The 15,385-nt window shown below is 64.1% G+C and carries 14 protein-coding genes and 1 pseudogene; 3 read left to right on the top strand and 12 right to left on the bottom strand.

What is annotated here, in order from left to right; translation table 11 throughout:
* Nucleotides 1–5: 5 nt before the first annotated feature.
* From AX729_RS18385 to AX729_RS18370, 4 genes are all read right to left on the bottom strand, one after another.
* Nucleotides 6–1,001, bottom strand: coding sequence for a chlorophyllide a reductase iron protein subunit X (locus tag AX729_RS18385; RefSeq protein ID WP_061025520.1), 996 nt, complete (start codon nt 999–1,001; stop codon nt 6–8).
* The gene (bchC, locus tag AX729_RS18380; RefSeq protein WP_061025517.1) at nt 998–1,939 is read right to left on the bottom strand and encodes a chlorophyll synthesis pathway protein BchC; all 942 of its coding nucleotides are present in this window, start codon (nt 1,937–1,939) and stop codon (nt 998–1,000) included. The genes AX729_RS18385 and bchC overlap by 4 nt, the downstream gene beginning before the upstream one ends.
* Nucleotides 1,940–2,009: 70 nt before the next feature.
* Nucleotides 2,010–3,152 (bottom strand): methyltransferase, encoded by a 1,143-nt coding sequence (locus tag AX729_RS18375; RefSeq protein WP_061025643.1) that lies wholly within the window; start codon nt 3,150–3,152, stop codon nt 2,010–2,012.
* A gap of 89 nt (nt 3,153–3,241) precedes the next feature.
* Complete coding sequence (locus AX729_RS18370; protein WP_061025516.1) at nt 3,242–4,108, bottom strand: polyprenyl synthetase family protein; 867 nt, start codon at nt 4,106–4,108, stop codon at nt 3,242–3,244.
* A gap of 104 nt (nt 4,109–4,212) precedes the next feature.
* Here AX729_RS18370 and crtD point away from each other — a divergent pair, with 104 nt between their 5' ends.
* Together crtD and AX729_RS18360 are read left to right on the top strand one after the other, a co-directional pair.
* Nucleotides 4,213–5,751: a 1-hydroxycarotenoid 3,4-desaturase CrtD gene (gene crtD / locus AX729_RS18365; protein ID WP_061025514.1), complete on the top strand. Its 1,539-nt coding sequence runs from the start codon at nt 4,213–4,215 to the stop codon at nt 5,749–5,751.
* Nucleotides 5,748–6,611, top strand: coding sequence for a carotenoid 1,2-hydratase family protein (locus AX729_RS18360; RefSeq protein WP_245325252.1), 864 nt, complete (start codon nt 5,748–5,750; stop codon nt 6,609–6,611). Before crtD ends, AX729_RS18360 begins: the two co-directional genes overlap by 4 nt.
* Nucleotides 6,612–6,622: 11 nt before the next feature.
* On the opposite strand, the gene AX729_RS40525 is transcribed toward AX729_RS18360, so the two are convergent.
* The 6 genes from AX729_RS40525 to AX729_RS18335 form a co-directional block, all read right to left on the bottom strand.
* Nucleotides 6,623–6,769: a hypothetical protein gene (locus AX729_RS40525; RefSeq protein ID WP_197433621.1), complete on the bottom strand. Its 147-nt coding sequence runs from the start codon at nt 6,767–6,769 to the stop codon at nt 6,623–6,625.
* A gap of 63 nt (nt 6,770–6,832) precedes the next feature.
* Entirely contained in the window at nt 6,833–7,735 is a 903-nt protein-coding gene (hemF, locus tag AX729_RS18355; RefSeq protein WP_061025513.1) for an oxygen-dependent coproporphyrinogen oxidase, read from the bottom strand.
* 10 nt (nt 7,736–7,745) lie between these two features.
* The gene (locus AX729_RS18350; RefSeq protein ID WP_061025511.1) at nt 7,746–8,804 is read right to left on the bottom strand and encodes a phytoene/squalene synthase family protein; all 1,059 of its coding nucleotides are present in this window, start codon (nt 8,802–8,804) and stop codon (nt 7,746–7,748) included.
* A complete protein-coding gene (locus AX729_RS18345) occupies nt 8,801–10,348 on the bottom strand; it encodes a phytoene desaturase (RefSeq protein WP_061025509.1) in 1,548 nt (515 codons plus the stop codon). The genes AX729_RS18350 and AX729_RS18345 overlap by 4 nt, the downstream gene beginning before the upstream one ends.
* 62 nt (nt 10,349–10,410) lie before the next feature.
* Nucleotides 10,411–11,301, bottom strand: coding sequence for an alpha/beta fold hydrolase BchO (gene bchO / locus AX729_RS18340; protein WP_061025506.1), 891 nt, complete (start codon nt 11,299–11,301; stop codon nt 10,411–10,413).
* 8 nt (nt 11,302–11,309) lie between these two features.
* Nucleotides 11,310–12,269, bottom strand: a complete 960-nt coding sequence (locus AX729_RS18335; protein WP_061025503.1) for an alpha/beta fold hydrolase — start codon at nt 12,267–12,269, stop codon at nt 11,310–11,312.
* Nucleotides 12,270–12,391: 122 nt separating this feature from the next.
* On the opposite strand from AX729_RS18335, the pseudogene AX729_RS39740 reads away from it, so the two are divergent.
* Nucleotides 12,392–12,514 (top strand): annotated as a pseudogene (locus AX729_RS39740) (uroporphyrinogen decarboxylase family protein); the annotation flags it as partial.
* Here the strand turns inward: AX729_RS39740 and AX729_RS18330 are convergent.
* Both AX729_RS18330 and bchI read right to left on the bottom strand, forming a co-directional pair.
* Nucleotides 12,511–14,268, bottom strand: a complete 1,758-nt coding sequence (locus tag AX729_RS18330) for a magnesium chelatase subunit D (RefSeq protein ID WP_061025502.1) — start codon at nt 14,266–14,268, stop codon at nt 12,511–12,513. The pseudogene AX729_RS39740 and the gene AX729_RS18330 sit on opposite strands and share 4 nt — an antisense overlap.
* Nucleotides 14,265–15,287, bottom strand: coding sequence for a magnesium chelatase ATPase subunit I (gene bchI / locus AX729_RS18325; protein ID WP_061025500.1), 1,023 nt, complete (start codon nt 15,285–15,287; stop codon nt 14,265–14,267). Before bchI ends, AX729_RS18330 begins: the two co-directional genes overlap by 4 nt.
* Between the last annotated feature and the right edge of the window lie 98 nt (nt 15,288–15,385).

The raw sequence follows: 15,385 nt of genomic DNA, 5'->3' as shown, positions 1-15,385 counted from the left end.
GCCGGTCACGCCGCGTCGTAGACAACTTCGAGGGACGGCCTGTCGACGATGGACTTGCCGCACATGTCCTCCATGGTCGCAGGCTCGAGCACAACCCCGCGACCGACCGCTTCGCCCTTGAACAGGCCGAGCAGACCGTCCTGAGTCAGCGGCGCGGGGCGAACCGGCGGCGCCAGGCCGACATTGGTGGCAAGCTGTTCAAACAGGGAACTCCATTGCCCGCCCGGCAATCCGATGATCTCGTAGTTCGCGCTCTTCCTGCGGATGTCGTCGTCGGCCGGGATCGCCGCAAGAACGGGAATGCCGACCGTCCGCGCAAACTCAGTCGCCTCACCGGTGCCGTCGTCCTTGTTGATGACCATGCCGGCGACACCGACATTGCCGCCGAGTTTGCGGAAATACTCCACCGCCGAGCAGACGTTGTTCGCGACATACAGCGACTGCAAATCGTTCGAGCCGACGACGATGACTTTCTGGCACATGTCACGCGCGATCGGCAGGCCGAACCCGCCGCAGACGACGTCGCCGAGGAAGTCGAGCAGCACATAGTCGAACCCCCACTCGTGGAAGCCGAGCTTCTCCAGGAGCTCGAAGCCATGGATGATGCCACGGCCGCCGCAGCCGCGACCGACCTCGGGGCCGCCGAGCTCCATCGCGAACACGCCGTCGCGCTTGAAGCAGACGTCGCCGATCTTCACTTCCTCGCCGGCAAGCTTCTTCTTCGACGACGTCTCGATGATGGTCGGACAGGCGCGGCCGCCGAACAGCAGCGACGTGGTGTCGCTCTTCGGGTCACAACCGATCAGCAGCACTCTCTTGCCTTGTTGCGCCATCATGTAAGACAGATTGGCCAGCGTAAAACTCTTGCCGATGCCGCCCTTGCCGTAGATCGCGATGATCTGGGTCTCCTTGGTCGCCGGCGTCGTCACCGGCGCGTCCGGCTCGATCGACGCTTCCGCCCGCAGAGCGTCCTTCATGTTGATGGTTGGCACGACATTCATGAGAGCGAACTCCAGTTCAGGACCATTTTCAGGCACGCCGGATCCTCGAACGCGATGCGATAGGCATTCGAGGCATCACTGGCGTCGTGGTGGTGGGTGATCAGGCCGTCGAGTGAGAGACGCCCAGCTTCGATCAGGGACTTGATCGCGACGAGATCGGACGGCTGCCATTCGGCGGCGGTGCGAAGCCGCGCCTCGCGCATGAACGCGGGCGGGAACGCAAAGGACAGTCGCTCGCTGTAGAATCCGGCCAGCACGATTTCGCCGCCGCGAGCCATGCGGCCGATCAGGGAATCGAGCAGTCCTGCATCGCCGCTGACATCATAGATACTCTTGTAGTCGCGCCGCGTATCGTGCTCGGGATCGATCACGCCATAATCGACGGCACCGCCGATGCGCGCCGGATTCTTCTCCCACACGGTCGGCGGCTCGTTGCGAACCGCGATGGAGATGCGCGCCAGCAACCGCCCGAGCACGCCATGACCGACGATGCAGTCCGGCGCCGAGGCACCGCGCGCCGCAATGGCGTGATAGGCCGTCGCCGCCAGCGCCAGCAGGATTCCACGTTCGCCGAGACTCTGATCGAGTGCGACCACGCGTTTCGCCGGCACCACCAGGCGTGAGGCGGAGGCGCCGAATAGGCCGCGAATCTCGCCGAAGCATTTTGCGCCGGGAACGAAAACGCGTTGTCCGGGATGCAGATCGGCGGCGGATCCAGCCTCGACCACATGCCCGACCGACTCGTAGCCGGGCACCAGCGGATATCCCATGCCCGGAAACGAAGGCATTCGTCCCGACCACAGCAGCCGCTCAGTACCTGTGCTGACGCCGCTCCAGTCGACATCCACGACGACGTCGTCGGCGGTCGGAGGAGTCAAAGCCAGCCGATTGAGCTCGATCTGCTCCGGCTGCTTGAGAACTACCGCGATGGTCTCCATCGCCCACTCCGATCTGCGGCGGATGCGGAGGGACTCCGCGATTGTCATGCTAGACTTACATTTTGAACTGTCAAGATTGATTAACGACAATCTCGTTCTTTCGCGCTGTGATCACGCTCGCCAGCATCGGCATCGCGACCGGCCGCAGCGCAATATCGCCGAAGCCTGCCTCGGTGAGCATGCCGCGCAGCTGCGCCAAGCTGCGCGGTCGACCGCTGCCCATCGCGAGCAGATAGAAAGCGAAATAGGCGTCACCGATCCGCTCGGCGCCGCGAACGCCGGAGATGGGCTCGGCAATCAGAAGCGTGCCGTCGATCGGCAAGGAAGAGTGAATGGCGCGCAGCAACGTCATGACGTCAGCGTCGTCGTGATCGTGGATCACCCGCACCAGCGAGACGATGTCGGCGCCCTCGGGCAGACGGCTCGCAAGGAAGCTCCCACCGATTGCGACCGCGCGTGATGACAGACCCTCCACACGAAACCGTTCGCTGGCCTGATCGGCCACCGCCGGCAAATCGAACAACACGCAGCGCAGTTTTGGTGTCTGTGCCGCGACGGCAGCGATGAAGGAGCCGTCGCCGCCGCCAATGTCGAGCAGGCATCGATGTCTACGAAAGGAGTATGCCGACAGCACCTGCTGTGAGATCATCGGTTGAGACGCCGCCATCAATGCGGTGTAAGGCGCGATCGCCTCACGCGACAGATTGGCAGCCTTGCGATTACCTGCATAAGGCCAGTACGCGGCGAGATGCCCTGCCCCGACGTCACCGCGCAGCAGCGCGATCGGATCCCGCAGGTCGTCGTACAGCATCGCATGATGCTTGATCATGGCAACGACGCCGGGATTGCCCCTCAGGGCAGCGCCGAGCGAACCGAGACCGTAACGGCCGTCGCTGCGCCGCTGCAGCAGTTGCAGCGAGACCGCCGCATCGAGCAGCATCAGCGTCGCATCGGCCGGCAACGGCACACGCGATGCCAGCTCTGCCGAACTCAGCGGGCCATCCGCCAGTTGATCGAACAGGTTCAAACGGACGCACGCGAACAGAACCTGCGAATAGACGAAGCCGGCACAGAGATCGAACAGCCCGCTTGCCCTGCGTCGCGCGATCGGCCGCGTCAGTGCGAAATTGGCTGCAAATCGCTGGAAACGCGAACTGGCGAGGATCGAATCGCGCCAGGCCAGCAGGCGATCATGCAGAGACAGCCGAGACACGCCGTGCCCCGAAGGTACGATGTCCGCACCGCGCGCCGTGTCGGATGTCTCACCACCGCCCTCACGATGCGTGATCGCAGCCATGGTGGCTACGCAGCGAACTGGGCAAGCTTGGCAGGCACCAGGCGCCTGGCTTCCGAGAGCATCAGCGAACGCAGCTCGGCGCCATTGGGACAGGGCGGGATCGCATCGATCGCGCCGCGCACCAGGTCATGCAGACGGTAAAGCGCGCCATCGAGGCCGAGCTCGATCACCGCGCTGGGACGCCCGAGCGCGAGGTCGCGGCCGACGGGCTTGCCGATCTCGTCTTCGTCCGAGGCCGCATCACGAATATCGTCGGCGACCTGATAGGCCTCGCCGAGCTTCTCCCCGACCATCCGCCACGGCTCGCAATCGGCGCCGGCTGATGCGGCCCCTGCCACGGTTGCCGCGGCGAACAACGCACCGGTCTTGGCGCGGTGATAATGCGCGAGATCGATCTGTTCTTCGCATTCCCAGGCTTGCCCTGCGACGATGCCCGAGGGCACGCCGACGGATCGGGCCACCGTCAGGGTGAGCGTGGCCAACCGCTCCGGCGTGCATTGAAGACGCGCCAGAGTCTGGAATGCGAGCACGATCAGCGCATCTCCGGTGAGAACCGCGAGCGGCTCGCCGAACGCCTTGTGCACGGAAGGACGGCCGCGCCGCGTCTCTGCCGCGTCGAAGCACGGCAGGTCGTCATGCACGAGCGAGGCACAATGCAGGAGCTCGAGCGCGGCGCCGGCAGCGTCAGTGGCGGCGGGATGATCCTCGCCGCAGGCCGCAGCGACGCTGTGGCATAGCCTTGGCCGCACCCGCGCACCGCGGGGAAACACCGCGTAACGCATGGCCGCCGCCAACCGGGGCGGACAGCCGGGGAGCTCGGCCTGGTCAATCGCGTCGTTGAGGGCCCGTTCGATCCGGCTCGTGACGTCCATGGCAGCCTCCCGTGCTCGACAAAAGGAATGTCAATTTATCTTGTCCAATGAAGTGTAAAGAAATATAGACACTTGTCAATCGGACAACCCGGAGCCGGTCGCCTATGCCCAGAGATCGTGTTGTCGTTGTCGGCAGCGGCGTCGCAGGGCTCGTCTCCGCCTTCGCGCTCGCAGCACGCGGCCTCGACGTAACTGTTCTCGAACGCGCCGCCTCGCCGGGCGGCAAGATGCGGCAGATCGCGATCGGCACCTCGCTGATCGACAGTGGTCCGACCGTCTTCACAATGCGCTGGGTCTTCGACGAACTGTTCGCCGCAGCCGGCCAGAATTTCGCGGACCACGTCCGCTTAAGCCCGCTGGATATTCTGGCCAGACACGCCTGGGACGAGCACGCCCGGCTCGATTTATTTGCGGATCGGGAACGCACGGTCGAAGCAATCGGGGATTTTGCGGGCGCGGAGGAAGCGGACGGCTACCGCGCCTTCTGCCGGGATACCAGACGCATCTACGAGATCCTCGAAAAGCCGTTCCTGCGCTCCACCCAGCCGAGCATGGGCGGACTGATCGGCGCCGATGGCTTTCGCGGGCTGATGCGGCTGCCGCAAATCAAGCCTTTCTCGTCGATGTGGTCGGCGCTCGGACGATACTTTGCCGATCCACGCCTGCGTCAGCTGTTCGGACGCTATGCGACCTATTGCGGATCGTCGCCATATCTTGCGCCGGCAACGCTAATGCTTGTCGCGCATGTCGAGCGCGAGGGGGTCTGGTCCATCGACGGCGGCATGCATGCGCTCGCCAAAGCGCTGGCGGATTGCGCAAGCTCCTTTGGCGCGACGATCCGCTACGGTGAAGAGGTCAGCGAAGTTCTCATCTCCGGCGACCGCGTCAGTGGCGTCACGCTGGCAAGCGGCGAACGCATTGCAGCGGACGCCGTGATCGTGAACGCGGATGTCGGCGCTGTCGCGGACGGAGCGTTCGGCATCCCTGCCCGTCGCGCGACAACGGCGATCCCGCTCCGAGCCCGCTCGCTGTCAGCCATGACGTGGAGCGTCGTGGCAAAGCCGGATGGCTTCCCGCTCCACCGGCACAACGTTTTCTTCTCGGGCGACTATGCGGCCGAATTCGACGACATTCTCGCACACGACCAGCTCCCTCGCGAGCCGACCGTCTATGTCTGCGCCCAGGATCGCGACGACCGTGATATCGCGCCGGGCGATACCGAGAAATTCCTGGTCCTCGTCAACGCGCCAGCAAATGGCGACCGGCACGTTTACGATTCAGCGGAGGTGGAGCAATGCACGCAGAGGACATTTGGCATGCTGGAGCGATGCGGCCTGCGAATCCAGCCGCAGGCGACGGCGATGCAAGTGACGACGCCAGCGGATTTCAACCGGATGTTTCCGGCCACCGGCGGCGCGCTTTACGGCCGCAGCTCGCACGGATGGATGGCCTCTTTCCAGCGTCCGGGAGCGCGAACCAGAATTCCGGGCCTGTACCTGGCGGGGGGCAGCACGCATCCGGGGCCGGGCGTGCCGATGGCGGCATTGTCGGGTCGAGCGGCAGCAGCCAGCCTGCTCGCGGACCTGACTTCTCACGGGTCGTTCCGGCGAACGGCTATGCGTGGTGGTATGTCGATGCGTTGAGCGACGACGGGCAGGACGGCATCACCATCATCGCCTTCATCGGCAGCGTGTTCTCACCCTATTACGCATTCGCACGGCGCAAAGGACCGACAGATCCGCTCAATCATTGCGCCGTCAATGTCGCGGTCTATCGAAGCGGCGGCAATCGTTGGGCGATGACGGAGCGGCCGCGCGGGGCGGTCATCCGCACGATGGACACGTTCACAGTGGGCCCAAGCCACCTGTCCTGGGACGGCGAATCGCTCACCATCAACGTCGATGAAATCTCGGTTCCGATCCCCGGACGTCTGCGCGGCACCATCCGACTGGTTCCCACCGCGATCGCACAACAGGCCTTCTTGCTGAACGGGGAAGGTCATCATCGATGGTGGCCGATAGCGCCGTGCGCGCGCGTCCAGGTGCGGCTCGATCATCCGCGCCTGAGCTGGGAGGGTGACGGCTATTTCGACATGAACTGCGGTGACGCACCGCTGGAGCAGGGCTTTTCCAACTGGCAATGGTCGCGCGGCGCGATGCAGGACGGCACGGTGATCCTTTACGAAGCGCTGCGCCGGGACGGCAGCAGGGTCGACCTCGCGATGACCTTCGATCCGAACGGACGGTTGCAACTTTTCGAGCCGCCGCCGATGGTGGAGCTGAGGCGCACCGGCTGGCGCATGTCCCGCAGCGTGCGCAGCGCGAACTCCGCCAAGATCGTCAAGAATCTCGAAGACGCACCGTTCTATGCCCGCTCGGTGGTCTCGGCCAGGCTTCTCGGTGAGGCCGTGAGTCTGATGCACGAGAGCCTGTCACTCGATCGATTCAAAATGCCGATAGTGCAGGCCATGCTGCCATTCCGCATGCCGCGGGCGCGGGGGTAGAACTGGTGGGGTCAGGGTGAGGCGGTCGGCTTTTGCTGCTTCGCGCGTTCGGCTTCCTTCTTTCTGTCGAGTCGCCGGCAAACCAGTTCGAGGATGCCCCAGGCCGCCGCGAACATGAGCACCGCGAAGAGCTCGATGAAACCAAGATAGCTGTCCATGATGTCGCCCCGCGCAACTCTCCGCAGCTACCGCTACAGCGCAGAATTGGTTTCGGCCGAAAGCTACGCCCAGCTCACCAGCGGCGGCATCGAACTGAGGATGGTCTCGATGTTGCCGCCAGTCTGAAGTCCGAACATGGTGCCGCGGTCGTAGAGCAGATTGAACTCGACATAGAGGCCCCGGCAAGCGAGCTGCTGCGCGCGCTCGGTTTCGGTCCACGGTTCCATCATCCGCCGGCGTACGATCCGGGGATAGACATCCAGCAAAGCGAGCCCGACGTCGCGCGTGAAGGCAAAATCCTTCTCGAAGTCGCCAGTGTTGAGATGATCGTAGAAGATGCCGCCGACGCCGCGCGCCTGACCGCGGTGCGGGAGGAAGAAGTAGGTATCCGCCCACGATTTGAACCTGCCGTAATAGGCGAGATCATGAGCGTCGCAGGCCTGTCTCATCGCGGCGTGGAACGTCACGGCGTCAGGCGCATCCTGGCTTCTCTGTTCCGGCAGCATCGGCGTGAGATCCGCACCCCCGCCGAACCACCCCTTCGCGGTCGACAGAAACCGCGTATTCATGTGCACGGTCGGCACCCGCGGGCTGCGCGGATGAATGATCAGGCTGATGCTCGTGGAAACGTAGTCGAGCTGAATGCCGCCGCCCGGCAGCGCTTTGGCCATCTCTGGCGTAAGCGTCCCGTTGGCCGATGACGTATGGATACCGATCTTCTCGAACAGTCTGCCACCGCTGAGGAAACCACCGGTACCGCCGCCGCTGCCGGTCGCGCGCTGCCAAGGCTTGTAAGTGAAGGTGGCGGGCTCCGCGGGAAACAGCTCGGCCGGCGCCTCGCGCTCCAGCAACTCGACCTCGGCGCAGATCCTGTTGCGAAGCGATTCGAACCAGACTTTCGCTTGAGCTCGCTGCCGTTCGGCGAGACCGTTGTTGCCTTCCCGGATGGGCTCGGTCCCGTGCATCTCGTCTGTTCTACCGGTAGGAGACCGTACGTTGCAGCTGATCGCGGCGTTCCAGCCGCTCGAACAGGTCGATCACCCAGACCACGCGGTCCTCGATCGGCCGCCACCGCGGCTTGGCATTCTCGCGCAGCGGCGTGGCCGCTATGGCGTCGATCAGGAAGCGGGTCTCTTCAATATCCGCGGTCTTGACGTCAAGCCTTCTCGCGGGTGCCCATTCCGTTTGCGGCAAGAGCAGCGTTCGCGCCAAGACCGCGAGCTTCCGACTGGTCGAGACGACCGCACGCCTCGACACGGAATCCAGCCCCCCGCGCTCCAGTTCGCGGCCGATCTCGGCATAGAGCGCGCGGGCCGCATAGATGCCGGGGCGGCAGCCGATCGGCAAATTGGCGATCCCGTGCGTCGCGCGGGAATAGAAGACATCGGCCGCATCCAGCAGCCTCTGTACGATGGCCGCGACATCAGACGTGAAGCAAGGGTTCGCCAGCCACGTGTCCGGATCAATCCCCGTCTCACGCAGCCACGACTGCGGAAGATAGAGCCGCCCGGCGCGAGCGTCCTCGCCCACATCGCGAGCGATGTTGGTAAACTGCATCGCAATTCCGAGCTCGCAGGCCCGAGCGACGATTTCGGGGGCGCGTTGCCCCATCAGCAGCGTCATCATCGCTCCAACGGCGCCCGCGACCCGCGCGGCATAGGCGGTCAGGTCCTGCAACGTCTCGTAACGCCGGACCGCCGCATCCCAGGCCAGTCCTTCGAGCAGGGCTTCCGGCAGCTCACGAGGAATGCAGAATTTGGTGACGATCTCGGCGAACAAGCGATCCGCGGCGAGGTCCATTGGCTGATGGCGATAGGCACGATCGAGTCGGTCTCGCAACCGCGCCACTGCCGCGCCGCGGTCGCTGCCGAGGTCGACGGCATCATCGGCCAGACGACAAAACGCGTAGAGTGCGATGGCGGGGTCGGCGACCCCGCGTGGAAGCACCTTCGAGGCCGCATTGAAGGTCCGCGAGCCGCCTCTGAGCAAGGCGCGGCAGGCGGCCATATCGGCGGGATCTAGCCTTATCGTCATGCGGTCACCAGGCTTGCAAAATGTTGGACATCAGGCACCAGAGAATCCAGAACGCGGGCCGATGAGAGCACGCCGGGCAAACCTGCGCCGGGATGGGTGCCTGCGCCGACCAGATACAAATGCTCGATATCTTCGCTCTTGTTGTGCGGGCGGAACCACGCGCTTTGCGTCAATATCGGCTCGAGCCCGAAGGCGGCGCCGAGAAACGAGCATAGCCGGTCCTGAAAATCCTGCGGCGTGAGCAGGCGCGAACTGATGATCTCGTTCTGCAGACCGGGCAGCACCGTCCTCGATAGCTCGCCAGCAATCGCCTGGCGATAATCCTCCGCCACCACGCTCCAGTCGGTTCCGCTCTGCAGATGCGGGACGGGTGAAAGCACGTAGAACGCGTCGCAGCCATCCGGTGCGAGGGACGTGTCCGTCGCAGTCGGGCGATGCAGATACAGGCTGAAATCGTCGGCAAGAACCTTGCGTTCGAAAATGTCGGTCAGCAATCTCTTGTAGCGCGGTCCCAGCAGAATCGTGTGGTGCGGCACCCCATCGTATCTACGACGTGTGCCGAAGTACCAGACGAAGAGGCTCATCGAATACCGCGCACGTTCAATACGCCTGTCGGTCCAGCGCGATCGCGCTGACGCAGGCACGAGATGCCGATAGGTCCAGGCGGAATCCGCGTTGGACACGACGATATCGGAATGAACTGTTTCGCCCGAAGCGAGCCGTACGCCGCAGGCGACGCCGTTGTTCACGACGATCTCGCGGACCTCCTGATTGCAGCGGAGCCGGCCGCCCTGCCCCTCGATCAGCTTGACCAGCCCATCGACCATTCGTCCCGTACCGCCAAGCGCAAAATGCACGCCCCAACGCCGCTCCAGAAATGCGATCAGGCAATAGATCGAACTCGCAGTGAGGGGATTGCCGCCGATCAACAACGGATGAAAGCTGAACACGACGCGCAACCGCGTATCGCGGAAGAATTTCGAAACCAGCGAGTAGACGCTGCGATAGCTGGCCAGGCGCAGCATCTCTGGCGCGATCCTCGCCATGTCCGTCCATTTGTTGAACGGCACGTCGCCCAGCCGCTCGAAGCCGACCTTGAATATCTCCTCGCTGGCCTTCATGTACGCGTCGTAGCCGTCAACGTCATCAGGCGAAAATCGCGCGATCTCGCCGCGCATCGCGCCGGGGTCGCCGGAATAGTCGAAATGCGATCCGTCCTGAAACCGGATCCGATAGAACGGCGAGACCGGCACCAGCGTCACGTCGTCGGACATCTTTCGTCCGCACAGCTTCCACAATTCCTCGAACAGGAACGGCGCGGTGACGATGGTCGGCCCCGCGTCGAAGGTGAAGCCGTCCTGCCGATAGACGTAGGCACGGCCGCCGGGGGCATCGAGCTTTTCGAGAACGGTGACGCGATAGCCTTTTGCGCCCAACCGGACCGCCGCTGCCAATCCGCCAAAGCCGCTGCCGATCACCACCGCATGCGGCTGGCGATGTGATGGCGCTTGCTGCGTTGGTGGGACCGACGTTGAATCCAGCATCAGGTCACTGTAACTATATCTTGACAGTTTCCAAGCCCTAAAGTGTATATTCTAAGTTACATTTATTGTGCCGCTTGCCCGGCAGCATTTGCGTGCGCGTACTTCAAGATGAGCTGCGCGATGAGTTGCGGTTGCTCTTCGTGCGCGAGATGGCCGAGGCCGGGCAGCTGCTCGATCACGGCACTTGGAAGAATCTCGCGAACCTGTCGCGCGACCTCCGGCGATATCGAGCGATCATTGGTAGCGGCCACCAAGACCAGCGCCGTCGTCAACCGTGGCAGATCGTGCAGCAGCGGCTCGAGTTTCCAGTTCGCCATCATTCGCAGTGCGGCCGCGACATGCGCCGGATTGCGCACCAACTTGCGGTAGAGCGCAACGCCTTCCTGATCGATCGTCGAACCGGTGTTGGCGATCAACCGCTCGACCGCGCCGGCATGAGATGCCTGCCAGGCGAACACGCGCGGCACCAACGGGTTCATCACCAGCAGATTTGCAAGCGGGGAGAACAGATGGTTTGCAACGCCGCCGAACGGCATGAAGGCGCCATTCAGGGCGATCAGCAGGCGCGGCGCCATGCGGCCGGCAAGATACATGCGCGCCGATATCGCCGCCCCCGCGGAATGACCGACCGCGATCTCCGGCCTGACCTCCAGCTTGCGCAGCAGCGCGCCGATGTCCGCCGCCATTCCCGGCAGCGACAACCGATGTGCCGGCGGCGATTGCGTGAATCCGTGTCCGGGCAAATCCGGCGCGATCACCGAGAAATTATGGGCCAGCAGCGGCAACAATTCGCGCCAGGAATGAGTCGCGGCCCCGGTGCCGTGGATCAACAGAAGTGGAGGGCCTTCGCCCATCCGCTGCACATGCCAGCAGATGCCGGCCGCTTCAACGAACGCACTGGCATCCCGGTTGGGCCAATCTGCACCATCGCGGTTCCAGACGAGACCGGACACGGCAGCGCCTATCCGAGTGGTGCCGACGGCACGCCGGCCAGGAACGCGTCGTAGGCCGCAATGAATTCGGCTTCGGCTTCGAAGTGCGGCATCGCACCGGTCGAGAACACCCGAATGGTCCAGTTGGCGCGGCCCTCGACTTGTGACTTGTTGGTGTAGTCGACGAAATCGCCGCGCACGCCGTGGCTCATCCAGACCGGCAGCGTCAGCGAATTGTAGATCCTCGGAATGTCCTTGCTGAACAGGAAGCCCGAAACAAAGTAGTATGGCGCGTGCTGTGCTCCCGGTTGATGCGCGGTAAGGTAGTCATAGTCCAGCAAACCTTCGTCGATATTGGTCGAGCCCCAGGTCTTGTTCAGGAAGTAGCGGATGATGCGCCGGCTGGTCAGCAGCCGGAAGAAGCCATCGCTCCACAAGGGAAACTCGAAAAGCCGGCGCAGCCACGGCTTGCCGCGGGTGCCTTCGCGCCAGTTGGTATTCTTGTCGAGTGTGGTGAAGCCGGTCGGGCTGACGAGCGCCAGAGAGCGGAACGCAAGCGGCGACTCCGAAACGGCACGCGCAAGAAACTCCGAGGACAGCGACACCGCCAACGCGTCGATCGGAATACGGCCGAAGTCGTTCTGGATCTCGCGAACCGCGACCAGGATCGCATCCGTCATCATGCGCACGGTGTATTCGCGTTCTCCGCGTTCAGAATGACCAAAACCAGGGAGCTCGAGCGCATAGACAGTCCGGGTTCGCCTGTAATGTTCGTAAAGCGGCTTGACCTCGTAAGCCGAGGCTGCGGCATTGATACTGTGAACCAGCAGCAGCGGTGGAGATTTGCCGGGAATGTCGGGACCGGCCGAATAATAAGTCAACCGTCCGACCGGGCTTCCGATCTCGTGGCGCTGCCCGGAGACGGGCGCTGGCAGTTCGTTCGTGCCACGCAAAGCGACGGGACTGTTTGTCGGGGCGGCTGCGCTCATCGCAAATCTCCTTTGTCGAACCAGGCCGCATTCGCCGTGGCAGAGACCGTAACAGCAGTGTATCAGGACTGACAATCAGAGTTGTCGGCCGGCAACGGAAATGCCGCTTGACACAAGCTCCGCTGACGAATTTCGCGGGTGGCCGGCTGATCTTCAACCTCGGCCACGAGATCCAGCCGGAAACCCCGATCGCGCATGTCGAGCAGATGTTGAAGCGGGTTCGGGCTTACAAGGGATCGCTTTAGCCGACGCTGGTGAGCACGGCCTTTGACAAGGTCACTGCGTCGGCGTGCGGCAGCGGAAGATAGCGTGCGCCCATCTCCTTGGCGATGGCTTCTCCAGAAATTCCCGGACGCGGGGACGTATCGACCAGGACGGCCGCAATACCTGCGCCGCGCAACTGCCGCGCCGCGCTCATCGCATCATCCTCGGCACGCGGACGCCCTTGCCCGCCATCGCGCGCGATGTTGGCCCGGCCGTCGGTCAGGACGATCACTGTCGGCGTCTGTCCCTTGCGGCGGATCGAGTCCGACAGTACGAAGGCGGCATCGAGCCCTGCGGCCAGCGGCGTACCGCCGCCGCCAGGCAATCCTGCAAGACTTCGCTTGGCGCGCGCCAACGAACGGGTCGGCGGCAGCAGCAGTTCCGCGGCATTTGCGCGAAACGCGATCAGCGCCACCTGGTCCCGCCGGATGTAGCAATCCGCCAGAAGCAACTCGACCGCACCCTTGGCTTCCGCGAGCCGATGCAATGCCGCGGACCCGGACGCATCGACGACGAAAATCGTGACCGTTTCCGTACGCTGCTTGAAACGCGAGATACGAAAGTCATCCTTGCGGATCAGGATGCGGGGGCGGGATTCCTCGCCCGGTCCGGTCGCCTCGCGGCGTCGCAAAGGTTGCCATGGTGCCGACGCGTGCAAGGTCTCGATGACGTTGAGCCTGGCACCGGCGCGCAACACGCCGCGCAGCACGCCGGCCGGCCGGCCGCGCTTGCTGGATTTCTGCAACGCACCGGCCTTTCCGGAGGAACGACCGTGCGATCGTCCCGCAGATCCCGTACGAAGGGCGATCAGCACATCCGGCGGGATCGCCGCCTGCGCTGCGGCCAGAATGACCTCGTCGAGCGCGCGATCGATGTCGGGGGTTTGATCTGCGCCACCGGACTCATCCGCTTCATCTTCGATCGGCGGCGGTGGCTCCTCCGGTTGGGTCGCCTCACCCGCCGGCGGAAACACCAGCGCGCGGGGCGCCAGCACCAACCGCGCAGCCAGAGCGAGATCATCCTTTTCGACTTTGGAATGACCTGCGAGCGCGGCACTGGCGCAGGCGATGCGCAGCGCGAGCAATGGCGCACGCAACGAGGCGATTCCAAGCGCAGTGGCCGCGGTACAAAGTGCCTCGATCTGGGCCGCGTCGGCCTCGAGGGACGGCACCTTCGCGCGTGCCGCCGCTGTTTCCCGGGCATCAAGCGCGAACTCCTCGGCGTCACGGATGCCGATTGCGTTGAGATCGACGTGAAGCGCGAGACGATCGCGCAGCGATGCAGGCGCGAATTCATCCTCAGCGCCTTCGTCAAGGGCGATGACGCCGAAACGCGCAGGCATCCGAAGCGACAGACCGTCGCGCTCGACGATCGTCTCCCCGGCATCCATCGCGGCCGTGACATGGACCGTCGTTGCTGCCGAGAGCCGCTCCGCCATCGCCAGCATAATGACGCCGCCATCGGCTTCCGCCAGGAGTCCGCGTTCGGCAACGGGGCGGCCCGCGAGCAACGTAGCGTTGAGGTCGAGCCCGCCGAGCAATCGGCTTTCGGCGATGTTGAGCGGCACCTGCTTCAAATTGCCGGATGGCGGCAGCGCTGCACGAAGCAAGGCGAGCCAGCGGTCCCGCACCGGGCCCGCGCGCGATCTCAACACCACGCCACCGATCCCCGACGGGTCTACGGCGAACAATCGCGCTGCCGTCACCGCATCGAACCAGGCGGCAGCGCCAGTCATCCCAGCACCTCCGTTATCGCACGGTCGACGCGTACCGAGGAGCCTGCATCATCGAGGGGATTGCGCCGCAGGCGATGCCGCAAGGCCGAAGGCGCCATCCGGCGCAGATGATCGTCGGTCACAGTCTTGGCGGAGTCGAGTGCGGCGAGCGCACGGGCCGCGCGCATCAATGTCAGTTCGCCCCGTAAGCCGTCGGTGCCGAGCGACATGCAGAGTTTTGCGGCGCGCTCGAGCGTCACGTCGGGCACCGAAACCGAGGACAGTTTCTCCCGCGCCGCGATGATCTTCTTGCGAAGCTTGGCCTCGTCCTTGGCCCATTTGGTGACGAAAGCTTCGCTATCGCTTTCGAAGGCGTCACGGCGCCGCACGACTTCGATCCGGTCCGCGAGACTGCCCGGTGTCTTCACCTCCACCGACATGCCGAAGCGGTCCAGCAATTGCGGGCGCAACTCGCCTTCCTCGGGATTTCCCGTGCCGACCAGCACGAATCGCGCCGGATGACGTATGCTCAAGCCCTCGCGCTCGACGACATTTTCGCCGGACGCGGCAACATCGAGCAGGAGATCCACGAGATGATCCTCCAGCAGGTTGGCTTCGTCGATGTACAAGAACCCGCGATGGGCGCGGGCCAGCAATCCCGGCTCGAACGCCTTCTCCCCGCGCGCCAAAGCGCGTTCCAGATCGAGTGCCCCGACCACGCGATCCTCGGTCGCCCCGAGCGGAAGATCGACGACCGGCACCGACACCTGCACGGATTTCAGCCCGCCCCCGGCCGCGCGAACTCGGCAATCCTCGCAATACTCCGCCGGCCGATCCGGATCGCAATTATATCGGCAACCGACAACGACCTTCATCTTCGGCAGCAACGCCGCAAGCGCACGGACCGCGGTGGACTTGCCCGAGCCCCGATCGCCGAAGGCCAGCACGCCACCGACCTTGGGATCGACCGCTGCGATCAGGAGCGCGAGCTTGATCTCGTCCTGGCCGACAATCGCGGAGAATGGAAACGCTGTTGCCATGCTAACCTTTCATGGCCCTGGCCGCATACGCGCAATGATAGAGACTGCCACCACCAAGCTCCAATCGCAGCCGCTCGACGTTCCGCGGCGCGGGCAGA

Origin of the sequence: Bradyrhizobium sp. CCH5-F6 (genome assembly GCF_001556045.1) — a bacterium.
Lineage (GTDB): Bacteria > Pseudomonadota > Alphaproteobacteria > Rhizobiales > Xanthobacteraceae > Bradyrhizobium.
The sequence above is the reverse complement of the archived record's forward strand: the minus strand, read 5'-3'. Positions and strand labels throughout refer to the sequence as shown.